Raw genomic sequence first — 21,705 nt, forward strand, 5'->3', positions numbered from 1 at the left:
CGGATCAGGAGCAAGATCATGAAGCGGTTTTCTGGCCGTATGGCCATCGTCGCGGCACTGGCGTTGGCCGTGGCAAGCGCGCCTGCCATGGCTGGCGGGCGTGGCGGCGGTTATTGGGGCGGCGGCCACGGCGGCGGATACCACGGTGGCGGATACCACGGCGGGTACCACAATTACCATGGCGGCAGCAGCAGTTCCGACGGTTGGTGGATAGGCGGCGCCTTCGCGCTGGCCACCATAGGCCTGCTGTTGGCGGCTGATTCCGGGCCCTCCTACACCCAGGCGGGCGTCTATTCGTCGGGCGTGGGCTACACCAGCCCGCCGGTCTACGCGGCCCCCGTCTACAACGCGCCAGTGTACGAGGCGCAGCCCGTGTACAGCGCGCCCCAGCCTCAGTACGAGCCGGTGCAATACGAGTCCACCGCGCCCGTCAACAGCGCCCAGGCCAGCGCCACCATGGACTGCCAGCGTTGGGCCATGAACCAGAGCGGCTACGACCCGGCCACCATCACGCAATGGACCACCCAGGTCATGGTGGACTCCTACAACCGGGCGCTGGATTCCTGCATGACCAGCCGCGGCTACCGCGCGCACTGAAGCGCCATTCCGGGTATTCCCGCTTGCCCTGCCGCGCCGGCCTGCACACACTGCATGCCGGCGCGCCTCTTTGCAGGGCCGTTGCCGCGTCCCGACGGACAGGCCGTCGGGCATAGACAAGGGGAAAGCATGTTGAATTTCAAGCGGATCGCCGGGCTGTGCGCAATCAGCGCAACCTGCGCGTTCTCTGCCGCCGCGCAAGCGCAAGCCGACGCCAAGGCCATGACCATCGTCGTGCCCTATGGTGCGGGCGGCATCGTCGACAACACGGCGCGCGCGTTCGCGCAGAAACTGGCGGCGGAACTGGGCCGGCCCGTTGTGGTCGAGAACCGCGGCGGCGCGGGCGGCATGATTGGCATGAACACGGTGGCGCGGGCTCACGACGAGAACACCCTGGCCTTTACCGCCGTCAGCCCCGTCACGCTATCGCCGCATGTGATGAAGACGCTGTACGACCCCTTGAAGGATCTGGCGCCGGTGGCCTCCGTGATGTATTCGCCGGTGTATCTGGTGGGCGGCCCGAAGTTCACGGGCAAAACCTTCCAGGACATGCTGGCCCAGGCCAAGGCCGATCCCGGCGGCCTGTCGCTGGCGACGGCCGGCGTGGGGTCGCTGGGGCATTTGATGCTGGAGCAGATCAATGGCCAGGCGGACGTGCGCATCACCCACGTGCCGTACAAGGGCATGGCGCAGATGGTGCCCGATGCCCTCGGTGGACAATTTACGCTGATGCTGGTGAACGCCTCCGGTCCGGTCAATGCGCTGATCGACGAAGGCAAGCTCACGCTGCTGGCGGTGGGTTCCCCCGCCCGGCTGCCCGGACGGCCCGGCACGCCCACGCTGGCCGAACTGGGCTATCCCAGGGCAAACATGACATCCACTTTCGGGTTTTTCGCTCCCGCCAGCACCAGTCCGGATTTCCGCCAGCGCATGAACGGCCTCATCAACCGCATCGCCGCCATGCCGGACATCAGCAAACCGCTGACGGACGCGCTGAACATCATGTCGCCCGGGACGGTGGAGCAGTTCACGGCCCAGGTGCAGAAGGAATACGCCGATAACGGCCGGATCGTGAAGCAGGCCAACATCCGCAGCGAATGACCGCGCGAGGCAGTAAGCGGCTGGCGGCTCAGCGGCGCCAGCCCCGCCAGCCGCAGAGCAGGCCGACGGCCAGCATGACGCTGGCGGGCAGGATCCAGACGAATCCTGAATCCGTGTAGACCACCTGGTCGACCGGATCGTAGTAACGGCCCAGCTCGTTGAAGTTCCACTTCAGGTATTGCGCGTACCAGGCGTAGAAAAAGAAGCCGGACAGGGCCAGGCAGAGGCCGGCGGCCAGGCGCAGGAGGCCCTTGCTGCGGCCGGTGCGCACTGCGGCCTTCCAGGCCAGGACCGCGCAACCGGCCACTCCCAGCAGCACCAGCAGGTCGCCCACATCAACGCCCATCGGCCGCCTCCAGGCCGGCCAGACAGGCCTGGGCCTCATCCCACTGTTTCTCGCTGAAGACGCGCAGGCCGGCCCGGGCCAGCAGTTCGGCCGTCACGCCCACGCCGGGCTGCTTGCGGCCGGCGAAATGGCCGTCGTACACGTAGCCGCTGCCACAGGAAGGGCTACCCTCCTTCAGCACTGCGATGCCGATGCCGTGCTTGCGCGCGGCTTCCAGCGCTGCTTGCGCGCCATGCACGAAGGGCGCGGTGACATCCTCGCCCGACACCGCCATGACGCGAGCGCGGCCGGCCAGCACGGCGGCGGCGTCCGAGTCCGGCTCGATCTCGGCGGGCGGACGCGGAACCGGCATGCCGCCCGCCATTTCCGGACAGACCGCCACCACCCGGCCTTCGTCCCGCCAGCGCGTCAGCACGGCGTGGTCATGGGAGGCGCCGCGTCCGTCGTAGCGTACGGGGTTGCCCAGCAGACAGGAACTGACCAGAACGTATTGCATGCGTAATCCGAGGCGATGGACCGCAACACGGCGCGCGGCCCTTATTCAAAGCATGCATGATAGAGCACCGGGCTTGGCGCGCGGACGCCTGTGTGGCCAGGGCTCAGCTTGCGGCCGCGCCCATTTCGCGCATCCAGGCGCGCAGCGCGGGATCCCGTACCTGCAGCACGTCGAACAGCCCCAGCGCATTGAGCGCCGGCAAGGCATCCCGGATGTCCGTACGCGCATCGGCCACGGCCTGGGCCGACGCCTGTGGGTCGAGGCAGACGCGGGCGTTGGCGAGAAACGCCCCCACCGTACCCTTGCGCACCGCCACGCCGTTGAACTCCCCCAGATCCCTGCCGTCGGGCAGGATATCGCTTGCTTTCATGTTGTGCTCCTGTAGCTGCTCAAGACAGGAGTTACGATAGACGGGCCCGCGTGGCAAGTCTGCGCGGTTCTGGCCATTCAATACGGTATTTCTGCCAATGGCACTGCCTGCTCTCACCCCTCCCTTGCTCGATCCTGGACGCGCCCGCGACCGCGGCGGTCCCAGGCTGATCGCCGTACGCAGCCAGGATGGCGCGCTACGCCATACCGCCATGCATCAGCATGCGCGGGGGCAGCTATTGGGCGCCTATCAAGGCTTGCTGACGGTCTATGCGGGAGACCATCAATGGGTGGTGGCATCCCGCCAGACGGTGTGGATACCCCCCGACGTACCGCACGGACTGTACTCGCATGGTCCGTATGCCGGCTATAGCGCGTACTTGAGCCCGGCGGCTTGCGCGGGGCTGCCTGCCGGTCCTTGCGTGCTGCACGCCTCCGATCTGCTGCTGGCCGCCGTGGGCCGCGCCGCGTCCTGGAGCGACGACGCAATCGACCCGGCGCGCAGCCGCCTGATCGAGGTGATCCGGGATGAAATCAGAACCCTGCCGCATGCCGGCCAGCCCCTGCTCCTGCCGCGAGACGCGCGTCTGCAGCGGCTGGCGCTGGCGCTGTCGAACCAGCCCTCGGACACCCGGACACAAGAAGAATGGGCCGCCGCCATCGGCATGTCGCCGCGCACGCTGGCGCGCCGCTACCTGGCGGAAACCGGCCTGACCCTGGGCGCCTGGCGGCAGCGCGCCCGCCTGATGCGGGCGCAGGAAATGCTGGCCGAAGGCGCGGCCGTGACCACAGTGGCCTTGGAGCTGGGCTATGACAACGTCAGCGCCTTCATTGCCATGTTCAAGCGCGAGCTGGGCGCCACGCCGGGCCGCTACGGCGGCCCGGGCGGTTAAGCGCTGTCAGCCCTGAAGCCGGGGCTTCAGGATTCCCCGGCCGTCTTGCTGGCCCGGCGCGCGCGGGGAGCCGCCTTGCTGGCGGTCTTGGCGGCGCTCTTGCGGGCAGGCTTGGCGGGCGCTTCGGATACCGCCGCAGCCGCTGGCTCGGCCGGCGCCACGGGTGCGGTCTTGGCGGCGGTCTTCTTGGCAGCGGGACGGCTGCGGGTCGCGGCCCGTTTCGATGCGGGCTTGTCGGCTGCGGGCTCTGCAGCCGCATGCGTGTCCGCCACGGGCTGGACGGCCTTGGCCTCGTCCCTTGCGGCAATCCTGGCCATGCCGCCCTCGAACGGGTCGGACATCTTGGCAGGCGTTTTGCTCGCGGGCTGGCTGCGGCTTTCCGCGGCAGGTTGGGCAAAGGTCCATTCAGCGATGTTCACCGCCGGCAACGGCTGGCGCGCTTGCGGCAGGGGCTTGGGCATGGGCGGCAGACGCGAGGGTTGGACCGGTTTCGATTCCTGCGCTCGAGCCAGGGCGTCGGCCCGCATGGCGTCCAGCTTGGCGGCATCCGCTTGTTCGTCGGCCTGCCTGGCGGCATCGACCTGCGCGGTCGCCGGCGCTATGGCGGCGGATTGCGCGGCTGCCTCAGTCGGGGCCGGCGCCTTGGTTGCGGGTTGGACGGAAGACGCCGCGGACGAAGCTTCGGACGGCGCGGCAGCGCTCTCGCCAGCGGTTTCCTGCTCGGCAGTCTGGTTGGCTCCCCTGCCCTCGCCGCCCGACTTGCGCCCGCCACGCGATTTGCGGCCGGAGCGGGAACGGGATTCTTCCTGAGCCGCGCCGGCGGACGCGTCGCCGGTCTCGGCCGCTGCCGGTTGACGGGCCGAGGCTGAACGGGATCCGCCATCGGCTGCGGCGCGATTCGCGGCTGCAGCCCCGTCCGCGCTGTCGCGGTATACGTAGGTGCCGGCGTTTTCCTCGCGCCCGACTTCCAGCAGGCCGCGCGACTGCGCCTCGTCCAGCAGGTTGCCGAAGGCGCGGAAGCCGTAGTAGGACTCGTTGAAATCCGGCCGGCGGCGCTTGAGCGCATCCTTCAGGGCGGACGCCCAGATCTTGCCGCTGTCGCCGCGTTCGGCCATGAGGGCTTCGAAGGTCTCGGCGACCATTTCCACGGCCTGGGTCTTGCGGGCCTCAAGCTCTTCCTTGCGGCGGCGTTCCTCGTCGGGCGTGCGGCGCTGCTGGCCCGCGGCGGCGCCGCCACGGTTGTCGCGGCGCGCGTCGGCTGCGCGCTGGCCTTCGCGGGCCAGGTCGTCATAGAAAATGAATTCATCGCAGTTGGCGATGAGCAGGTCCGAGGTGGACTGCTTCACGCCCACGCCGATCACTTTCTTGTTGTTCTCGCGCAGCTTGGACACCAGGGGCGAAAAATCGGAATCGCCGCTGATGATCACGAAGGTATTGACGTGGGACTTGGTGTAGCAAAAGTCCAGCGCGTCCACGACCAGCCGGATGTCGGCGGAATTCTTGCCGGACTGGCGCACGTGCGGGATCTCGATCAGTTCGAAATTGGCCTCGTGCATGGGGGCCTTGAATTCCTTGTACCGCTCCCAGTCGCAATAGGCCTTCTTGACCACGATGCTGCCCTTGAGCAGCAGCCGTTCCAGCACCGGCCGGATGTCGAACTTCTGGTACTTGGTGTCGCGTACGCCCAGCGCCACGTTCTCGAAATCACAGAAAAGCGCCATGCTGACGTTTTCGTTGGGGGTATTCATGTTTTTGCTCCAATGCTGCCGCGGCGCCGGGCGAGACGCCGCCAGATGACGCTCATGATATACATATCTGCCGCCGGTACGCGGCGCCCGCCCCCAGCAGCCATGCCTGAAGCTCCTTTGTTCCCGCCTCTTGCCACCGACCGCCTGATCCTGCAGCCCTTGGAAATCGGCGACGCCGAAGCCATCCAGCGACTGTTCCCGCAGTGGGAAGTGGTGCGCTACCTGGTCGACCAGGTGCCATGGCCCTACCCGCCCGACGGGGCGCGCAGCTATCTGGAACAAGTGGCGATCCCTGCGATGCGGCGCGGCAAGGAGTGGCACTGGTCCATCCGCACCCGTCAGGCGCCCGCCAGCCTGATAGGCATCGTCAGCCTGATGGACGACGATTCCTGGAACAACCGCGGTTTCTGGCTGGACCCCGCCCATCACGGCCGGGGCTACATGACCGAGGCCAGCGAAGCCGCCACCGCCTACTGGTTCGAGGTCCTGGGCAAGCCTTTGCTGCGGGCGCCCAAGGCCGCCACCAACACCGCCTCGCGCCGGATTTCGGAGCGAGGCGGCATGCGCCTGGTCGCCACCGAGGAGCGCGGCTACGTCAGCGGACGGCTGCCCACGGAAATCTGGGAGATCACGCGCGAGGAATGGTTCGCCCGCCAGGATCGCCAGGGCCGATAGGGCCGACGCGGGATCGACGAGGAGCCGATGCGGGGCTCGCGGCTTGCCGGCATATGCACCGGCCGATCCTGCGTCTTATCCGACCCTTTTATTTCCGGACCGACCTGCGCCCCGCCGACCGCTTCAAGCCGCCGCTTACCGCCCTTTTCGCCCCGTTTTCCGGTCGATTGACTCAGACCTGCCCTGGCTAGAATTCCCCGAAATCCGGCATTCCGCGTACGGGGATGCCTATGTTTATCGGGCAAGATCCATGAATCCGTCTACCGTCATCGGCGCCGCCGTCGGCCTGCTTACCCTGGTTATCGTTGTGGCCCTGGCCGCCACCGACCCCGGCATGTACATCAACCTGCCGGGGCTGGCCATCGTGCTGGGCGGCACCGCGGCCGCCGTGTTCATCGCCTACCCGCTGTCGGAAGTGCTGCGCGTCTTCAAGCTGGTGCGCACCGTCTTTCGCAACGACCAGCACGACCAGCAGCGGGACATCGAGGAACTGGTGTCCATGGCCCAGCTGTGGATGAACACCGACGTCCGCAAGGTCGAGCAGGAACTCAAGAAGGTCAGCAACCCCTTCCTGCGCACCGGCGTGCAGTTGATCATCGACAACACGCCCGAAGACCAGATCATCGAATTGCTGCAATGGCGCGTGGCGCGCCTGCGCGCGCGTGAACAGGCCGAGGCCCAGATGTTCCGCGTCATGGCCACCTTTGCCCCGGCCTTCGGCATGCTGGGCACGCTGGTGGGCCTGATCAACCTGATGTCGGTACTGGGCGACGGCAGCATGCAGATGATCGGCCAGCAGCTGGCCATTGGCCTGATGACCACCTTCTACGGCATCCTGCTGGCCAATCTGGTCTGCAAGCCCATCGCGCTCAAGCTGGAACGCCGTACCGCAAGGCGCGTCGAATCCATGAACATGGTGCTGCAGGGCATCGCCATGATGTGCGAGAAGCGCGGCCCCGCGGTGGTGCGCGAAACGCTGAATTCCTTCGTCATGCACGTTGAAGACGAAATCTACGACGGCGGCGCGGACGCCAAGCCCCAGGCCGCGCAAGCCAAGGCGGAAGGTCAGATCAAACCCGCGGCCAAACCTGGCGCGGCCCAGCCCGTCTCCATCGCCCGTCCTGCCGCCGCGCGCCAATGAGCCTGATTTCTCCCACCCTGGCGCAGCGGATCGAGCAGGCCCGCCAGGCCCAGCTACGCGCCGAGAAAGCGGCGGCCAATAGCGGCTGGCGTCCCAGCAAGGGCGACCGCAAGGACCGCTATGCCCGCTGGCACGTCGAGGAAACCGCCGAACAGGACTCCGAGAACTGGCTGCTCAGCTACCTGGACCTGATCACCCTGCTGCTGGCCATGCTGGTCGTGCTGCTGGCGCTCACGCGGCTGCACGGCGGCGCCTTCGGCCAATCGGAACAACCCGTGGAGCTGGTCGGCACACTGGCCGCCAGCGGCCTGCCCGACTACGACGGCGAATACTCCGAATTCGACGCGGTCCAGATTCCGGCAAGCTGGGCGCAGGCCGAAGCCCCGGCCGTTGCCGTGGCCGCAGCCACGGCCCAGCCCGCCCAGGAAGGCGAGGTCGTCGCCGACGCCGCCCCGCCGCTGCGCGCGCCCTCCAAGGAATCGCTGGGCCTGGCCGACCTGGGCAAATCGGTGGACGTGATCATCAACGAGCAGTCGGTGAGCTTTCGCATCAGCAATGAACTGCTGTTCCCGTCCGGCCAGGCCACCCTCAGCCCCACCGGCCTGGACGTGATCAAGCGCCTGGCCGCCATCCTCAACAAGAACGAATACCAGGTCTCGGTCGAGGGCCACAGCGACCCCGTGCCCATCCAGACCCGGCAATTCGCGTCCAACTGGGAACTGTCCAGCAGCCGCGCCACCAGCGTGCTGCGCGAGCTGGTCCGCGACGGCGTATCGGCCCAGCGCCTGCGCGCCGTCGGCTACGCCGAGACCCGCCCCATCGAGTCCAATGACACCCCGGCAGGCCGCGCGGCCAACCGGCGCGTGGAACTGATCATGGACATCGCGCCCTCGCAGAAGACGGCGCAGGGCGCGACGCCTGGGGCCGCCGCGGCCGCCCCCGCCCCCGCCGCGAAATCCTGATCCGGGCCCAGGTCGCGCGCAGCCGCGCGGCCTGGCTCTCCGCCCGCCTCAGAGCGGCACAGGCCGGTTCCTCAGCACGTTCTTCATCACTAGCGTCGACCGCAAACGCAGCACGCTCGGCAGCGCCGACAACACCCGGTCATAGAGCGCCTGGAACGCGGGCAGGTCCTGGGTGACGACGTGCAGCATGTAGTCCGGGTCGCCGAACAACCGCTGCGCCTGCACCACCTCGGGAATATCGGCCAGGGCTGTCTCGAACGCCGACACCCGGTCGCTGCTGCCTTCGCGCATGGTGACGAAGACGATGGCCGAAAAATTCAGCCCGACCGCGGCCAGATTGATGTTTGCGCCGTAGCCGCTGATGACGCCCGCCTCTTCCAGCGCCCGCAGCCGCCGGTGGCACGGAGACAGGCTCAGGCCAACCCGTTCCGCCAGGTCCGTGATGGAAATGCGGCCGTCTTCCTGTAGCTGCGCAAGAATTTTTCTATCCAAGTCATCCATGGGGAAGATTCTACCCACAACTATGTATTTTCAGGTAGATAGCAGGAGCACTTCCCCTTGCTTCGCCGATAACATTCCCCGCCTGAGATTCATTTGGGGTATGCAGTTGGAAACCGGCAATCTGGTGGCGTTTTGGCTTGTTTCGCTTTCTTTGGTTGTCGTCCCGGGCGCGGATTGGGCGTATGCCATATCCGCCGGCTTACGGGACAAGGCCGTCCTTCCGGCCGTCGCGGGCATGTTGACCGGCTATCTGATGATCACCATGGTGGTCGCGGCGGGCATAGGGGCGCTGGTTGCGAGCGAACCCGCCATCCTCACCGTGCTGACGCTGGTCGGCGCGGCGTATCTGCTCTGGCTGGGGGCCAACGTGCTGGCGCATCCGTCGGAGCCCATAGCGGGTGACGCGCGGGCCGCGGGGCATTGGCTGGGCTGGGCCGCAAGAGGTTTCGCCGTCAGCGGCGTGAACCCCAAGGCCATCCTGCTGTTCCTGGCCTTGCTGCCGCAATTCACCAGCCGCGAAGGGGCCTGGCCGATCTCCACGCAGATCACGGCGTTGGGGATCCTGCAGATCCTCAATTGCGCCGTCATCTACACCCTGGTGGGCCTGGGGTCGAAGGCGGTGCTGCAATCGCGCCCGGTGGCCGCGCGCAGGGTCAGCCAGTTCTCGGGCCTGGCCATGATTGTCATTGCGCTGATCCTGTTCGGCGAACAGGTCGCCGTGTTGATGGCCTGACCCAGGCGAGGCGGGCCTCAATCTCCAGGATGCCCGCCGCCCCCGCTCTCCAGGTAACTGTCCACCGCGCTGCCCACCGTGGGATGGAAGCGGTCGTCGCCAAAAATCTCGGTCAGTTCGAAGCGCTTGAGCTTGTCGCGCACGGGGTCCTTCATTTCCGCGAAATGCAGCGCCGCGCCTTGCTGGGCCAGGCTGCGGCTGAGTTCGCGCAACATGTCCGCCGACGTGACGTCCACACTGGTGACCGGCTCGGCAGCCACCACCACCCGGCGCACCGGCGTGGGCGAGGCCTCCACGGCTTCCATCAGGCGTTGCTGGAAGAGTTCGGCATTGGCGAAGAACAGCGGCGCGTCCCAGCGGAACAGCACCAGGCCGTCGATCAGTGCAGCATTCGGATAGCGTTTCAGGTCGTGGTAGCCGCGCAGGTTGGGCACGCGGCCCAGCACGGCGAAGTGCGGACGCCAGCCGTCCCACAGGAATTCGATCACGGCGATCAGCACGGCCAGGCAGATGCCGGGAATGGCGCCGAACACGGCCACGCCGGCAAAGCACGCCATCGACAGCCAGAACTCCCATTGCTGGATACGGTAGATGCGGCGCAGGTCCTTGAATTCAAAGAGGCCGATGGCCGCCGCGATCACCACCGCGGCCAGCGCGCTGTTCGGCAGGTAGCGCAGCAGATTGGGCGCTGCGACCAGCAGCCCCGCGACGGCAAGCGCGCCCACCACGCCCGTGAGCTGCGTGCGCGAACCCGCCGCCTCGGCCACCGGCGTGCGCGAAGCGCTGCTGCTGATCGGAAAGCCCTGGAAGAAGCCGGCCGCCAGGTTGGCCACGCCCAGGCCCACCATTTCCTGGTTCGGATCGACCTGCGTGTTCGTGCGCGCGGCATAGGTGCGCGACAGCACGCTGGTGTCGGCGAAGGCGATCAGCGCCACCGCGCAGCCGCCCAGCGCGATCTTGACCAGGTCCGCGTTGCTGAGCCAGGGCAAGACGAACTTGGGCAGCCCCTGCGGGATTTCGCCCAGCACTTTCACGCCCTGCGAGTCCAGGTGGAACAGGCTGACGGCCAGCGTCGCCAGGATCACCGCGATCAGGATGCCCGGCACGCGCTCGTAGCGTTTGAGCAGCAGGATCACCGCCAAAGTCGCCGCCCCTACCCCGAAGCTGTACCAGTTGGTCTGCCCCTGGTAAACGGCCTGGCCCAGCTGCACCAGTTCGCGCAGCGGGCCGGCGTCTTCGATGGAGATGGCAAACAGCTTGGGCAACTGGCTGACCAGCACCGTCAGCGCAATGCCGTTCATGTAGCCATAGCGGATCGGCTTGGACAGCAGCTCGGTGATGAAACCCAGCCGCAGCAATCCCATCACGATGCAGAACAGCCCGGCGACCAGCGCCATCAGGCTGGCCGCGGCCACCGCGCGCATCGGATCGCCTTCGGAAACGCTGAGCACCACCGCCAGGATGGGCGCTGCCAAAGCGGAGTCCGGTCCCAGCACCAGGATCCGGCTGGGGCCGAACAGCGCATAGGCCAATAGTGGAATGATGGTGGCATAAAGGCCATAAACGCCCGGGACGCCGGACGCTTCGGCATAGGCAATGCCGACCGGCACCAGCATGGTCGTCAGCACCAGGCCGGCGGCCACGTCCTTGGGCAGCCAGGCGGCCTGGTATGACCGGAGCACCGCCAATCCGGGCAGCCAGCGCAGCCAGCCGGCGGCGGTCACATCCTTGGAGGCGGAAGTATGGGATGCCATGGGACCTTCGCAGTGTGGACGGGCGTGCCGGCAGAGCATGTCAGGCTGCAAATCCGGTAGCGCCGATTCCGTAGTCTGACGCATTATTCATGCTTGCGGGTAGCCATGACGGCGCATGGCGCGACGCCTATCCTTATACAGACACGGGCAAGAATCCACATGACGCAGATGCGCAATCCCGAAGACATCCCAGGCGCGTTCCAGGCCGCCTGGAACGACCACGACATGCAGGCGCTGGGCACGCTGTTCCATGAGGACGCGACGTTCGTGAACCGGTTCGGCCACTATGTGCGCGGCGTCGAGGAAATCGTCAAGATGCATGCTCCCATCCACGCCAGCATCTACAGCGATTCCACGCTGGCGAACGAACTCGTTGACGTGACGCCGGTCGGCGCCGACGCAGCGATCGTGCACTTCTGGAGTCGTCTGGCGGCCGGCGCGGCGCATCCAGCGGGCGCCCATGCCGTCGACACCATGATTCTTGCCGTGCTGACGCGGCAGGCCGGCGCCTGGCGTATCCAGGCGCTGGAGAACGTCACGCTGGTGAATCCCCGGACGGGAGTGGCAGTGTTGCGGGACGGTAGCTGAGTCCGCCGCCTACCTCTGCTTACAAAGAACGCCGGGCGACGTATTGCAGGATGGCACCGGCGCAACAAATAGCGGTAATCTGGCGAACCTTATCGGCAGTCCGAACTGGAAGATCCCATGTCCTATCTGCTTTTCATCGTCGAACCGGTGGGCCAGCGCGCCCAGCGCACGCCCGAAGAGGGCCGCGAAGCCTACGCGCAGATGCTGCGCTATGCGGAAGACCTGAGTTCGCGCGGCCTGTTGGCGCGCGCGGAATCCCTGAAGTCCGAATCGGAAGCCGTGCGCCTGCGGATCCGCGACGGCGAACGTTCCCTGGTGGACGGCCCCTATGCCGAGGCCAAGGAAATGATAGGCGGCTTCTTCCTGCTGAACTGCGATACCCGGGAAGAGGCGCTGGCGCTGGCTGCCGAGTGTCCGGCCGCCCAGTGGGCCACGGTTGAGGTCCGCGAACTGGGTCCCTGCTTCATGTAGGCACGCGGCCCATGCTGGACCTGCGGCTGGCGCGCGCGCCAGCCGCAAGATTCAACAGTTTCCTTTCTTGGCCTGGCCCGGCGGACAGAAACCGCCACGGCCGCCGCCGTCATGAGGATCGACGATGACCGCGCCACTGGGGGTATAGACGGCACAGCCCGTCAGCAAGGAAGCCAGCAAGGCAAGACTGCACAGGATTTTCATATTGGTGTTCAAAGTTGTGGACGCTGCGAGTGTATGGAGGCGCGCTGCAACCAGGGCTGTGCCTTTGTAACGGTGTGCAGGATCAGGCCGGTCCGCCCGCTTTCTTGGTAGTTACCCTAGGTTCATCATTTTTCTGTCGATTCCGCGTCTTGCCGTTCGTCGTGCCAGTACAAGCCCCCCTCGGGCCTTGTAGTCAGAATCGAGGAGTCCCAGGAATGCGATACATGATCATCGTCCGCGCCACGCCGGACAGCGAAGCCGGCGTGATGCCCCAGGAAAGCCTGCTGGCCGCCATGGCGACCTATCACGAGGCGCTGGCCAAGGCCGGCGTGCTGCTGGACGCCAATGGCTTGCACCCCTCTTCCAAGGGCTGGCGGGTGCAGTACGACAAGGACCAGCGCACGGTGGTCGACGGCCCGTTCGCCGAGACCAAGGAATTGATCGCCGGCTACACCATGATCCAGGTCCGCTCGCGCGAGGAGGCCATGCAATGGGCGCTGCGCTTTCCCCAGCCCTTCCCCGGCCAGTTCTGCGCCGTCGAAGTGCGGCAGGTCTTCGAACTGGACGAATTCGGCCCCAGCGAGGGAGTCGAACGCTACCGGCGGATATCCGGCAATGGCCAATGAGCGGCTGAACCACGCCGCCAAACCGGTGCATCTCTTTTGCAACATGGACAGCATGGTCGGGAAGGATTTCGAAGACGGGCTGGCCAACCTCAGGACCCTGGCGGAAAGGCGCCAGGACACACACTAAAAAGGAAGCGGGAACATCATGCACAACCAGATCTTCGTCAATCTCCCCATCGCTGACATGCAGAAATCGCAGGCTTTCTTCAAGAGCCTGGGCTTCAGCTTCAATCCGCAGTTCACCAACGACCAGGGCGCCTGCATGGTCGTGAGCGACAGCATCTACGTCATGCTGCTGGTGAAGGACTTTTTCCAGACCTTCACCGGCAAGCCGGTAGCCGATGCCACCAAGACCACCGAGGTGCTGATCGCGCTGTCCTGCGACAGCCGCGCCGAAGTGGACGAGCAGGTGAAGCGCGCCCTCGCCGCCGGCGGCACCGCTCCGCGCCAGCCCCAGGACCACGGTTTCATGTACGCGCATGGCTTCGAGGATCTGGACGGCCACGTCTGGGAGCTGGTGTACATGGCCCCCGGCGAAGTGCCCAGCGCATGACGCGGGAGACCGTGCATCGCGCCATCGAGGCGGTCTGGCGGATCGAAGCCGCCAGCGTCATCGCCGGCGTCGCGCGCCTGGTGCGCGACGTCGGGCTGGCTGAAGAGCTGGCGCAGGATGCCTTGGTCGCCGCCCTGGAACGCTGGCCCGAAACCGGCGTGCCGGACAACCCGGGAGCGTGGCTGATGACTACCGCCAAGAATCGCGCGCGCGACCGCCTGCGGCTGGACGCGCTGCATACGCGCAAGCACGAGCAGATCGGACACGAGCTGGAAGCCCTGCAGGCCGACGTCGAGCCCGACTTCGTCGACGCGCTGGACGCCGCGCGCCAGGACGACATCGGCGACGACCTGCTGCGGCTGGTGTTCACCGCCTGCCATCCGCTGTTGTCCACCGAGGCGCGCGTGGCGCTCACCCTGCGCCTTTTGGGCGGGCTGACCACCGCCGAGATCGCGCGCGCTTTCCTGGCCTCGGAATCCACCATCGCGCAGCGCATCGTGCGCGCCAAGCGCAGCCTGTCCGCGGCCAACGTGCCGTTTGAAGTCCCCCGGGCCGAGGAGCGCGCGCCGCGCCTGGCGTCGGTACTGGAAGTGATCTACCTGATTTTCAATGAGGGCTATTCCGCGACGTCCGGTGATGACTGGATGCGTCCCGCGCTGTGCGACGAGGCGCTGCGCCTGGGCCGCATCCTGGCCCAGCTGGCGCCGGGCGAAAGCGAGGTCCACGGACTGGCGGCGCTGATGGAATTGCAAGCGTCGCGCCTGCATGCCCGCACCGACGCGCAGGGCCGTCCCGTCCTGCTGATGGAGCAGGACCGCAACCGTTGGGACCCCCTGCTGATCCGCCGCGGATTGGCGGCGCTGGCGCTGTCGGACAGTCTGGGAGCCCCGCGCGGCCCTTACGCCTTGCAGGCCGAACTGGCCGCCTGCCACGCCCGGGCGCGCACGCCCGAGGAAACCGATTGGCCGCGCATCGTGGCGCTGTACGACGCGTTGGCCCAGGCCGCGCCCTCGCCAGTCGTGGAGCTGAACCGCGCCGTCGCCGTCGGCATGGCATTCGGCCCCCAGGCCGGGCTGGACCTGGCCGACCATTTGGCACAGGAACCGGCGCTGGCCAACTACCACTGGCTGCCCAGCGTGCGCGCGGACCTGCTGGCCAAGCTGGGGCGCAAGTCTGAGGCCCGCGCCGAGTTCGAACGCGCGGCCGGCATGACGCGCAATGCGCGCGAACGCGAACTGCTGCTGGCGCGGGCGCGCGACATGTCCGGTTCCTGAGCGCGCGGCCCAGGGGCGCTGCGGCGCCTGCCGGCATGCTTAAATCCAATCATGCGCCCCGCCGACCATGCCCTCTCCGACCTTGCCGCGCCCGTCATGCCGGGCGTGCCGCAGGCGTTCGAACATCCGGGCGACCGCGCCGAGTTCCGGCAGGCGGCGCACCTGCCCGGCGTGGAGCTGTACCGCGCGCACATCGTCCGCTACGCCTTCGAGCCGCATACCCACGAAGCCTACGGGCTGGGCGCGATCGAGTCCGGCGTCGAGCGCTTCCGCTACCGGGGGGCGGAGCATCTGGCGCCCTCGGGCTCGGTGGTGCTGATGAACCCCGACGAATTACATACCGGCCGCGCCGAAACCGAGGGCGGCTGGCGCTACCGCATGGTCTACCTGGACCCGGACGTGGTGGCCCGCGTCACCGGCGAAAGCGGCTGGTGGTTCGATACGGCGGTCGGCCATGACGCGGCCGGCGCGCAGCGCGTCACCGCGCTGCTGGACACCTTATGGCAGGCGCGCGAACCGCTGGCGTTCGACAGCGCCTTGTACGCGCTGCTGGGCGAGTTTCGCCGCCACGCGCGTGTGCCGCGCACGGCCAGGGACACCGGCGCGCCGCGCTTTGCGCCCGTCATCGATTACCTGCGCGCCAACCTGGCGCGCCGCCTGATGCTGGACGAACTCGCGGCCGTGGCCGGCCTCAGCCCTTTTCATTTCCTGCGCAGCTTCCAGGCGCAATACCACGCCACGCCGCAGCAGATGCTGATGGCGCTGCGGCTGTTCGAAGCCAAGCGCCGGCTGGCCGCGGGCGAATCGCCTGCCCAGGTGGCGCTGGCCTCGGGACTGACCGACCAGGCGCATCTGACCCGCGCCTTCTCGCGCCGCTACGGCGTCACGCCCGCGCGCTACCAAAAGCAAGTCCGCGCCTGAGCCCCGCACCGCAATCTGGTACAAGACGCGCCGCCCGCCCGCTGGCTAGACTGCCGCCATTCGTGACCTGGAGCGACGTCGTATGTGGGCTGGAACCCTTTATGCCCTGGCCGCCGGCCTGATGTGGGGGCTGGTGTTCGTGGGGCCCCTGCTGCTGCCGGAATACCCTGCCGCGCTGCAATCCGTGGCGCGCTACCTGGCGTTCGGCCTGATCGCCCTGCCGCTGGCCTGGCTGGATCGCCGCGGCCTGCGCCAGTTGCAGCGCGCCGACTGGATCGAGGCGCTGAAGCTCGCCGCCATCGGCAACCTGCTCTACTACCTGTGCCTGGCCAGCGCCATCCAGCGCGCGGGCGGGCCGCTGCCCACCATGATTATCGGTACGCTCCCCGTGGTCATCGCCATCAGCGCCAACCTGCGCAACGCTCGGCGCGACGGCCGGCTGCCCTGGAAGCGGCTGGCGCCCGCGCTGGCGCTGATCGCGTTGGGCATCGCCTGCGTCAATCAGGTGGAATTGCAAGCCTTGCGCCAGGATGCCGACGCCGACATGTCGCGCTACGCCATCGGCGCGCTGCTGGCGCTGGGCGCAGTGGCGTGCTGGACCTGGTATCCGCTGCGTAACGCGGACTGGCTCCGCGCCCATCCCGACCGCAGCCCGCGCACCTGGGCCACGGCCCAGGGCGTGGCGACATTGCCGCTGGCGCTGGCGGGCTATCTTGTGCTGTGGGCCGGCATGGCCGCGGCCGGCAGCGACTTTCCCATGCCGGCTGGTCCCAGGCCCGAGGTCTTCCTGGCCTTGATGGCCATCATCGGCCTGTTCGCGTCCTGGCTGGGCACCTTGTGCTGGAACGAAGCCAGCCAGCGCCTGCCCACCGCGCTGGCGGGGCAATTGATCGTGTTCGAAACGCTGGCGGCCCTGGCCTATGCCTACATCCTGCGCGGGCAGATGCCCCAGCCGCTGACGCTGATCGGCATCGCCTGCCTGATGGTGGGCGTGCTGCGCGCGGTGCGGGTCAAGCCGGAGCCCTCGCCTGCCGCGGCATAGGCGCGCGCGTCCTAGTCCAGCAGCAACTCCGGCAAGCGCCGCAAATCGTCGATGACGTCCGATGCGCCCTCGTCCAGCAAGCGCTGGCGCTGGTCCGGCCCGTTATGCGAAGCGCCCACGTAGCCGATGGCGCGCATGCGCGCGGCGCGAGCGGCGCGCACGCCGGGCACGCTGTCTTCCACCACCACGCAATCCAGGATTGCGGCTCGCATCTGCCGGGCGGCAAAGAGAAACACGTCCGGCGCCGGCTTGCCGTGCGCCACCTGCGCGGTGCTGAACACATTGGGCGCGAACTGATCCCACAGGCCAACCAGCTTCAAGGCCGCCTCCAGCTTGGGCGGCGTGCTGCTGGAGGCCACGCAGACCTGCAGGCCGCGCTCGCGCAGCGTGCGAACCGTCTCCAGCGCGCCCGGCAACGCGCGCAACTCCTGGCGGAAGATGGCTTCGAGCCCGTCCGCGTATTCGCGCGCAAATCCTTCGGGCAGGCTGCGGGCGTTTTCCTGTTGCAGGGTCTGCCACATGTCCGCATCGGGGATGCCTGCGAAGCGGCGCGCGGCGTCCTCGGGCGTGATGGCAATGCCATGCGCGGCCAGCGCCCGCGATTGGGCGCGCGCCGCGATGATTTCGCTATCGATCAGGACGCCGTCGCAGTCGAAGATGACCAGGCTGGGGGGAGGCGTGTGCATGGTGGCTCCATTTCAGGACAAGTTCCCATGATATGCCTGGCTCGTGACACCACCGCGCGATCCGGGCGCTCTATAACCCCGGACCTTTGAGGCGCCGCAAGCGCCACGCCAGAAACACCCCGCCCAGCCCGGCGGCCGCGACGATCAGCGATGCCACCGACCAGCCGTAGCGGTCGATCGCGCCGCCCACCGCCACCGGGCCGATCACCTGGCCCAGGCCGCTCCCCTGCATCACCAGCCCCACCGAAGCCGGTGTCAACGCCGGCCGCGGCGCCAGCAGCGGCGCCGTGCCCAGCAGCGTGGCCGGTATCAGTCCGCCCACCGCCGAGAACAGCACACACAGCAGGAAGGTGGGCATGGCCGGCAGCACCGAGCGAAAGATCAACAGCGCCACCGCGCCCATGATCAGGCTGGCGCAGGCGATCAGGGTGGAACGCCCCCAGCCGCGCGCCAGCAACACGCCCGCGCCCAGGTTGCCGACCACGTTGGCGGCGCTGGCGATGGCGCTGTACAGGCCGGCGGTCGCCAGCGGCAGGCCCAGTTGCTCGGTCAGCAGCACTGGCAGGAAGGTGAACAACGCGAAGAACATCAGACTGTAGAGCGTGAACGACAGCGCCAGCAGGCGCGGACCGGGCGCGCCCATGGTATCGACCGTGTCCTGCCGCAAGCCCCGCCACGACAGGCTGGCCCCGCCCGGGTTGGCCGGCGCCAGCGCCGCCACGCATACCATGGCCACCAGCACCGCTGCGCCGGCGCACCACCAATAGGCCTGCCAGCCGCTGAAGGCCTGCGAGGCCAGCATCGCAATCGCCATGCCCGCCGGCATGTAGCAACTCCACAGCGCGAAGGCGAAGTCGCGGGTGGATGCCGACACCATGCGTTGCAGGGCCGCGGGTCCAGCCACGGTAATCATCAGAAAGCCCAGCCCCTCCACCACCCGCGAGACCAGCAGGACGCTGTAGGCGGACGCCATCGCGCCCATCACGGAGCCCACCGCCGTCGCCGCCAGGCCCGCCAGCAGCATGCGCCGCGCGCCATAGCGGTTGATGACGCCGCCCGCGGCAATGCCGCCGACCAGGCCCAGGATCGAAAACACCGCGGCCAGCGCGCCGATGGAGGCCAGATCCAGCCCCATGTCCTTGCGCAGCAAGGGCGCTGCAATGATGACCTTGCCCACTTGCAGCGCCGCAACCACCCCTGCCCCCACGATGGCCAGCACCGCCGACCAGCGCGTTCCTTCCTTGCCCATCCTTGTCTCCCTTGTTTTACGACCCAGCCAGGATGCCAGCGCAAAGCGATCCCGGTAAGTGATAATCTTTTGATGGAATCGATCGATTGGATAGATCAGCCGGCAGAATGATAGACGCCCTGACCCTGGACCAGTTGCGCGTATTCGCCGCCGTGGCCGACGCCGGCAGTTTCCGCGCGGCCGCGCGCCGCCTGTCGCGCGTGCAATCGGCCGTCAGCCACGCCATCGCCAATATGGAAGCGCAGCTGGGCGTGACCCTGTTCGACCGCAGCGGCCACCGGCCCGTGATGACGCCGCAAGGCGCGGCCCTGCTGGCCAACGCCCGCGACATCCTGCTCCGCGTGGACGCCATGCGCGCCCGCGCCCAGGGCCTGGGCGAAGGCGTCGAGCTGGAACTGTCGCTGGCGGTGGACACGCTGTTTCCGATCGCCGACGTAGGCGCCGCCCTGAACGCGCTGCGCGCCGTCTATCCGTCCGTCGCCGTGCGCGTATCCGTGCTGCCCCTGGGCGGCCCGGTGGAAGCCCTGCTGACGCGCAGCCATACGCTGGCTATCGTCGCCGGCGACCATTTTCGCAATCCGCGGATCGTGATGCAGGCGCTGTCGTCCGTGCAGATGGTGGCGGTGGTGGGCGCGGGCCACGCCTTGGCGCAGCGCGTCGCGGCCGACATGCCCTTGGGTCCGGCTGAACTCGCCGACCACGTGCAGATCGTGCAGACGGATCCCTCCACGCTGACCCAGGGCCGGGACTTCGCAGTGCTGTCGCCGCAGACCTGCCGCGTCAGCGGCCAGGACACCAAGCACGCCCTGATCCTGGCGGGCGTGGGCTGGGGCCGGCTGCCCTACTGGCAGGTGGAGCGCGACCTGGCCGAAGGCCGCCTGCTGCGCCTGCCGACCGACAGCCTGGGGCGCGGCAGCCAGGTGGTCAGCGAAACCTATCTGGCGCACCGCATCGACCAGCCGCTGGGGCCGGCAGCCCGCGTGCTGGCGGGCGCCTTGCGCGCAGCCGTCCATCAGGGCTTGGACGACGCTGGCGCACGCGCATAGCTCACGCCCATGCCGGCGCGCACGTCGTTCTGGATGCCGTAGGGCGGAATCGGGTAGCGCAGGCCATTGGCCGACAGCGCCTTCATGCCCTCGATTGCGATGGGCAGGTAGCGCGGCGGCAAGGCCATCAGCATTTCCTCGTCGGGCACGCCGCCGTAGCGGCGCTCGGCGTAACAGGGCAAGGACAGGCTGGGCTCGCCGGTGGCGAGCGCGCGGCCCCAGGAGTCGGCACAGGCCGTTTCGCCCACCACGCTCCAGTCAAAGCGCCGGTAGTTCTTCCATTGCAAGCCATTGATGAGGATGATCATCTGGCCCGGTGTGGCGTAGATCAGGCAGACGTCGGGCGGGTCCAGCCGGCCCGAGGCCAGCGGCGACACCACCAGCCCGCGGTACTTGCCCGCCGGCACACAGGTCAGCGCCTCCTGGCGCGCCTGGGCATCTTCCTGGGTGGCGTGCCAGACGCCCACGTAATCCTCGCCGCGCTTCCAGGCCTCATCCTGCGGCCCCAGGCCGACCACGGCGCGGCATTGCGCGCCGACCAGGTCGTCGCCCGTGATTCCTACCGTCCAACCGAGCCGGGCGGCCATGCCCACGATCTGGTCGGTGGTGTGCGTGGCCTGCGGACGCCGCAGGCCCTTGACCGCGGCCATGTCGTCTTCGCGCTCGTAGAGCTTCATGCCGATGACCGTGGTCTTCAGGCGCAGCAATTTGTTCAGATCATCGACCAGCGATGCCCAGTTCAGTGTCGTCTCTTCCATGCCCGTCCCTTGGACTGTTTTGTGCGCGGACTTCGCCGCATTGCCGCAGATTGATCGCGGTCAGCAATGACTATAACGAATCGCCCGCCGGGCCCCTGATTGATCTATCGTGGATAGCGGCAAACCCGCCCGCCGCAAACGCGCAGGACACCCCCCGGCTTCCAAGGAGCCCACCATGAACCGTTTCGAACAGAAGACCGTCCTGATCACGGGCGGCACCAGCGGCATCGGCCTGGCCGCCGCCCAGGCTTTCGCCGCCGAGGGCGCCCGCGTCGTCGTCACCGGGCGCGACGCCGCGGTGCTCAAGCAGGTGCGCGCCAGCCTGGGTTCGCATGCGCTGGCGCTGCGCAACGACGCCGGCGCCCCCGGCGCCCCCGCTGCGCTGGCGGCCGAACTGCGCCAGGCCGGCATCCGTCTGGACGCCGTCTTCATCAACGCCGGCGTGGCCCGCTTTGCGCCGCTGGCCGAAGCCACCGAGGCCCTCTGGGACCAGACCTTCTCGACCAACGTCAAAGGCGCCTTTTTCCAGTTGCAGGCGCTGGACCCGCTGCTCAACCCGGGCGCGTCCATCGTGCTAAATGGTTCGATCAACGCCCGCATCGGCATGCCTGCCTCATCGATCTACGCGGCCAGCAAGGCCGCGCTGATTTCGCTGGCCAAGACCTTGTCGGCCGAGCTGCTGCCGCGCGGCATACGCGTCAACGTCATCAGTCCCGGGCCGGTCGCCACGCCGATCTATGACAAGCTGGGCCTGGATGCCGCGGCGCTGGAAAAGACCGCCGCCAGCATCCGCGCCCAGGTGCCGCTGGGGCGTTTCGGCACGCCGCAGGAAATCGCCTCCACGGTGCTGCACCTGGCCTCGCCCGAATCCGCCTTCATCGTGGGCACGGAAATCATCGCGGATGGGGGCATGAGCCAGTTGTAATCGCTGGCCGGCCGGATGGGCGCAAGCGTATCTGCCCAAACCCGCG

At 67.8% G+C, this 21,705-nt stretch carries 25 protein-coding genes; 16 read left to right on the top strand and 9 right to left on the bottom strand.

The genetic code is table 11. The features are described from left to right. Window positions 1-18: 18 nt before the first annotated feature. A complete protein-coding gene (locus IB268_RS14000) occupies window positions 19-597 on the top strand; it encodes a hypothetical protein (protein WP_088157190.1) in 579 nt (192 codons plus the stop codon). A gap of 129 nt (window positions 598-726) precedes the next feature. Continuing rightward, the gene (locus IB268_RS14005; RefSeq protein ID WP_192354394.1) at window positions 727-1,698 is read left to right on the top strand and encodes a tripartite tricarboxylate transporter substrate binding protein; all 972 of its coding nucleotides are present in this window, start codon (window positions 727-729) and stop codon (window positions 1,696-1,698) included. Between the two features lie 28 nt (window positions 1,699-1,726). On the opposite strand, the gene IB268_RS14010 is transcribed toward IB268_RS14005, so the two are convergent. From IB268_RS14010 to IB268_RS14020, 3 genes are all read right to left on the bottom strand, one after another. Further along, window positions 1,727-2,044: a hypothetical protein gene (locus IB268_RS14010; protein WP_192354395.1), complete on the bottom strand. Its 318-nt coding sequence runs from the start codon at window positions 2,042-2,044 to the stop codon at window positions 1,727-1,729. Further along, window positions 2,034-2,540: a DUF523 domain-containing protein gene (locus IB268_RS14015; protein ID WP_054456450.1), complete on the bottom strand. Its 507-nt coding sequence runs from the start codon at window positions 2,538-2,540 to the stop codon at window positions 2,034-2,036. Before IB268_RS14015 ends, IB268_RS14010 begins: the two co-directional genes overlap by 11 nt. Window positions 2,541-2,643: 103 nt before the next feature. After that, window positions 2,644-2,910: a hypothetical protein gene (locus tag IB268_RS14020; protein WP_054456449.1), complete on the bottom strand. Its 267-nt coding sequence runs from the start codon at window positions 2,908-2,910 to the stop codon at window positions 2,644-2,646. A 97-nt stretch (window positions 2,911-3,007) separates the two neighbouring features. Between IB268_RS14020 and IB268_RS14025 the strand changes: the two genes are divergently transcribed. Beyond that, window positions 3,008-3,802: a helix-turn-helix domain-containing protein gene (locus IB268_RS14025; protein WP_054456448.1), complete on the top strand. Its 795-nt coding sequence runs from the start codon at window positions 3,008-3,010 to the stop codon at window positions 3,800-3,802. A 26-nt stretch (window positions 3,803-3,828) separates the two neighbouring features. Here the strand turns inward: IB268_RS14025 and IB268_RS14030 are convergent, their stop codons facing one another. Beyond that, complete coding sequence (locus IB268_RS14030; RefSeq protein ID WP_192354396.1) at window positions 3,829-5,550, bottom strand: NYN domain-containing protein; 1,722 nt, start codon at window positions 5,548-5,550, stop codon at window positions 3,829-3,831. A 102-nt stretch (window positions 5,551-5,652) separates the two neighbouring features. Between IB268_RS14030 and IB268_RS14035 the strand changes: the two genes are divergently transcribed. From IB268_RS14035 to IB268_RS14045, 3 genes are all read left to right on the top strand, one after another. Beyond that, window positions 5,653-6,225 (top strand): GNAT family N-acetyltransferase, encoded by a 573-nt coding sequence (locus IB268_RS14035; RefSeq protein ID WP_125471696.1) that lies wholly within the window; start codon window positions 5,653-5,655, stop codon window positions 6,223-6,225. Window positions 6,226-6,475: 250 nt separating this feature from the next. After that, window positions 6,476-7,366 carry a motility protein A gene (locus IB268_RS14040; protein ID WP_119449415.1) on the top strand — a complete coding sequence of 297 codons (891 nt, stop codon included), beginning with the start codon at window positions 6,476-6,478 and terminating at the stop codon, window positions 7,364-7,366. Beyond that, entirely contained in the window at window positions 7,363-8,328 is a 966-nt protein-coding gene (locus tag IB268_RS14045; RefSeq protein WP_192354397.1) for an OmpA family protein, read from the top strand. The genes IB268_RS14040 and IB268_RS14045 overlap by 4 nt, the downstream gene beginning before the upstream one ends. 48 nt (window positions 8,329-8,376) lie before the next feature. Here IB268_RS14045 and IB268_RS14050 read toward each other — a convergent pair whose 3' ends face one another. Beyond that, complete coding sequence (locus IB268_RS14050; protein WP_192354398.1) at window positions 8,377-8,829, bottom strand: Lrp/AsnC family transcriptional regulator; 453 nt, start codon at window positions 8,827-8,829, stop codon at window positions 8,377-8,379. A 100-nt stretch (window positions 8,830-8,929) separates the two neighbouring features. On the opposite strand from IB268_RS14050, the gene IB268_RS14055 reads away from it, so the two are divergent. Continuing rightward, window positions 8,930-9,562 (top strand): LysE family translocator, encoded by a 633-nt coding sequence (locus IB268_RS14055; protein ID WP_192354399.1) that lies wholly within the window; start codon window positions 8,930-8,932, stop codon window positions 9,560-9,562. 17 nt (window positions 9,563-9,579) lie between these two features. On the opposite strand, the gene IB268_RS14060 is transcribed toward IB268_RS14055, so the two are convergent. Beyond that, window positions 9,580-11,316 (bottom strand): SulP family inorganic anion transporter, encoded by a 1,737-nt coding sequence (locus IB268_RS14060; protein ID WP_192354400.1) that lies wholly within the window; start codon window positions 11,314-11,316, stop codon window positions 9,580-9,582. A gap of 159 nt (window positions 11,317-11,475) precedes the next feature. Between IB268_RS14060 and IB268_RS14065 the strand changes: the two genes are divergently transcribed. The 7 genes from IB268_RS14065 to IB268_RS14095 all read left to right on the top strand — a co-directional run bounded on the left by IB268_RS14065 (window position 11,476) and on the right by IB268_RS14095 (window position 16,995). Beyond that, the gene (locus tag IB268_RS14065) at window positions 11,476-11,904 is read left to right on the top strand and encodes an SgcJ/EcaC family oxidoreductase (protein WP_192354401.1); all 429 of its coding nucleotides are present in this window, start codon (window positions 11,476-11,478) and stop codon (window positions 11,902-11,904) included. A gap of 117 nt (window positions 11,905-12,021) precedes the next feature. Next, entirely contained in the window at window positions 12,022-12,375 is a 354-nt protein-coding gene (locus IB268_RS14070; RefSeq protein WP_119449411.1) for a YciI family protein, read from the top strand. A gap of 419 nt (window positions 12,376-12,794) precedes the next feature. Then, window positions 12,795-13,205 carry a YciI family protein gene (locus IB268_RS14075; protein ID WP_192354402.1) on the top strand — a complete coding sequence of 137 codons (411 nt, stop codon included), beginning with the start codon at window positions 12,795-12,797 and terminating at the stop codon, window positions 13,203-13,205. Window positions 13,206-13,350: 145 nt separating this feature from the next. Further along, window positions 13,351-13,758, top strand: a complete 408-nt coding sequence (locus tag IB268_RS14080) for a VOC family protein (RefSeq protein ID WP_125471701.1) — start codon at window positions 13,351-13,353, stop codon at window positions 13,756-13,758. Beyond that, window positions 13,755-15,032, top strand: coding sequence for an RNA polymerase sigma factor (locus IB268_RS14085; protein ID WP_192328140.1), 1,278 nt, complete (start codon window positions 13,755-13,757; stop codon window positions 15,030-15,032). The genes IB268_RS14080 and IB268_RS14085 overlap by 4 nt, the downstream gene beginning before the upstream one ends. A 96-nt stretch (window positions 15,033-15,128) precedes the next feature. Further along, window positions 15,129-15,953, top strand: a complete 825-nt coding sequence (locus tag IB268_RS14090) for an AraC family transcriptional regulator (RefSeq protein ID WP_119449436.1) — start codon at window positions 15,129-15,131, stop codon at window positions 15,951-15,953. A gap of 82 nt (window positions 15,954-16,035) precedes the next feature. Next, on the top strand, window positions 16,036-16,995 hold the full coding sequence (locus IB268_RS14095) for a DMT family transporter (protein ID WP_175213513.1): 960 nt from the start codon (window positions 16,036-16,038) through the stop codon (window positions 16,993-16,995). Between the two features lie 11 nt (window positions 16,996-17,006). On the opposite strand, the gene IB268_RS14100 is transcribed toward IB268_RS14095, so the two are convergent. Together IB268_RS14100 and IB268_RS14105 are read right to left on the bottom strand one after the other, a co-directional pair. After that, the gene (locus tag IB268_RS14100) at window positions 17,007-17,681 is read right to left on the bottom strand and encodes an HAD family phosphatase (RefSeq protein ID WP_175213514.1); all 675 of its coding nucleotides are present in this window, start codon (window positions 17,679-17,681) and stop codon (window positions 17,007-17,009) included. A 70-nt stretch (window positions 17,682-17,751) separates the two neighbouring features. Further along, on the bottom strand, window positions 17,752-18,930 hold the full coding sequence (locus IB268_RS14105) for a CynX/NimT family MFS transporter (protein WP_054456435.1): 1,179 nt from the start codon (window positions 18,928-18,930) through the stop codon (window positions 17,752-17,754). A 107-nt stretch (window positions 18,931-19,037) separates the two neighbouring features. Here IB268_RS14105 and IB268_RS14110 point away from each other — a divergent pair, with 107 nt between their 5' ends. Next, on the top strand, window positions 19,038-19,976 hold the full coding sequence (locus IB268_RS14110; RefSeq protein ID WP_119449407.1) for a LysR family transcriptional regulator: 939 nt from the start codon (window positions 19,038-19,040) through the stop codon (window positions 19,974-19,976). Here the strand turns inward: IB268_RS14110 and IB268_RS14115 are convergent. After that, window positions 19,943-20,734 carry a DUF169 domain-containing protein gene (locus IB268_RS14115; protein ID WP_192354403.1) on the bottom strand — a complete coding sequence of 264 codons (792 nt, stop codon included), beginning with the start codon at window positions 20,732-20,734 and terminating at the stop codon, window positions 19,943-19,945. The genes IB268_RS14110 and IB268_RS14115 overlap by 34 nt on opposite strands. Window positions 20,735-20,909: 175 nt before the next feature. Here IB268_RS14115 and IB268_RS14120 point away from each other — a divergent pair, with 175 nt between their 5' ends. Then, the gene (locus IB268_RS14120) at window positions 20,910-21,659 is read left to right on the top strand and encodes an SDR family oxidoreductase (RefSeq protein ID WP_054456432.1); all 750 of its coding nucleotides are present in this window, start codon (window positions 20,910-20,912) and stop codon (window positions 21,657-21,659) included. The last annotated feature ends 46 nt before the right edge of the window (window positions 21,660-21,705 follow it).

It is taken from the genome of Achromobacter sp. ACM01 (assembly GCF_014851745.1).
GTDB classification, from domain to species: Bacteria; Pseudomonadota; Gammaproteobacteria; order Burkholderiales; family Burkholderiaceae_B; genus Achromobacter; species Achromobacter aegrifaciens.

Bases quoted from the DNA above. Each gene is read 5' to 3' on its own strand.
- IB268_RS14010 (WP_192354395.1), bottom strand. From the start codon at position 2,044: ATGGGCGTTGATGTGGGCGACCTGCTGGTGCTGCTGGGAGTGGCCGGT.
- IB268_RS14105 (WP_054456435.1), bottom strand. From the start codon at position 18,930: ATGGGCAAGGAAGGAACGCGCTGGTCGGCGGTGCTGGCCATCGTGGGG.
- IB268_RS14025 (WP_054456448.1), top strand. From the start codon at position 3,008: ATGGCACTGCCTGCTCTCACCCCTCCCTTGCTCGATCCTGGACGCGCC.
- IB268_RS14100 (WP_175213514.1), bottom strand. From the start codon at position 17,681: ATGCACACGCCTCCCCCCAGCCTGGTCATCTTCGACTGCGACGGCGTC.
- IB268_RS14065 (WP_192354401.1), top strand. From the start codon at position 11,476: ATGACGCAGATGCGCAATCCCGAAGACATCCCAGGCGCGTTCCAGGCC.
- IB268_RS14050 (WP_192354398.1), bottom strand. From the start codon at position 8,829: ATGGATGACTTGGATAGAAAAATTCTTGCGCAGCTACAGGAAGACGGC.
- IB268_RS14020 (WP_054456449.1), bottom strand. From the start codon at position 2,910: ATGAAAGCAAGCGATATCCTGCCCGACGGCAGGGATCTGGGGGAGTTC.
- IB268_RS14110 (WP_119449407.1), top strand. From the start codon at position 19,038: ATGATAGACGCCCTGACCCTGGACCAGTTGCGCGTATTCGCCGCCGTG.
- IB268_RS14095 (WP_175213513.1), top strand. From the start codon at position 16,036: ATGTGGGCTGGAACCCTTTATGCCCTGGCCGCCGGCCTGATGTGGGGG.
- IB268_RS14090 (WP_119449436.1), top strand. From the start codon at position 15,129: ATGCCGGGCGTGCCGCAGGCGTTCGAACATCCGGGCGACCGCGCCGAG.
- IB268_RS14015 (WP_054456450.1), bottom strand. From the start codon at position 2,540: ATGCAATACGTTCTGGTCAGTTCCTGTCTGCTGGGCAACCCCGTACGC.
- IB268_RS14080 (WP_125471701.1), top strand. From the start codon at position 13,351: ATGCACAACCAGATCTTCGTCAATCTCCCCATCGCTGACATGCAGAAA.
- IB268_RS14115 (WP_192354403.1), bottom strand. From the start codon at position 20,734: ATGGAAGAGACGACACTGAACTGGGCATCGCTGGTCGATGATCTGAAC.
- IB268_RS14000 (WP_088157190.1), top strand. From the start codon at position 19: ATGAAGCGGTTTTCTGGCCGTATGGCCATCGTCGCGGCACTGGCGTTG.
- IB268_RS14075 (WP_192354402.1), top strand. From the start codon at position 12,795: ATGCGATACATGATCATCGTCCGCGCCACGCCGGACAGCGAAGCCGGC.
- IB268_RS14085 (WP_192328140.1), top strand. From the start codon at position 13,755: ATGACGCGGGAGACCGTGCATCGCGCCATCGAGGCGGTCTGGCGGATC.
- IB268_RS14045 (WP_192354397.1), top strand. From the start codon at position 7,363: ATGAGCCTGATTTCTCCCACCCTGGCGCAGCGGATCGAGCAGGCCCGC.
- IB268_RS14055 (WP_192354399.1), top strand. From the start codon at position 8,930: ATGCAGTTGGAAACCGGCAATCTGGTGGCGTTTTGGCTTGTTTCGCTT.
- IB268_RS14060 (WP_192354400.1), bottom strand. From the start codon at position 11,316: ATGGCATCCCATACTTCCGCCTCCAAGGATGTGACCGCCGCCGGCTGG.
- IB268_RS14070 (WP_119449411.1), top strand. From the start codon at position 12,022: ATGTCCTATCTGCTTTTCATCGTCGAACCGGTGGGCCAGCGCGCCCAG.
- IB268_RS14040 (WP_119449415.1), top strand. From the start codon at position 6,476: ATGAATCCGTCTACCGTCATCGGCGCCGCCGTCGGCCTGCTTACCCTG.
- IB268_RS14035 (WP_125471696.1), top strand. From the start codon at position 5,653: ATGCCTGAAGCTCCTTTGTTCCCGCCTCTTGCCACCGACCGCCTGATC.
- IB268_RS14005 (WP_192354394.1), top strand. From the start codon at position 727: ATGTTGAATTTCAAGCGGATCGCCGGGCTGTGCGCAATCAGCGCAACC.
- IB268_RS14120 (WP_054456432.1), top strand. From the start codon at position 20,910: ATGAACCGTTTCGAACAGAAGACCGTCCTGATCACGGGCGGCACCAGC.
- IB268_RS14030 (WP_192354396.1), bottom strand. From the start codon at position 5,550: ATGAATACCCCCAACGAAAACGTCAGCATGGCGCTTTTCTGTGATTTC.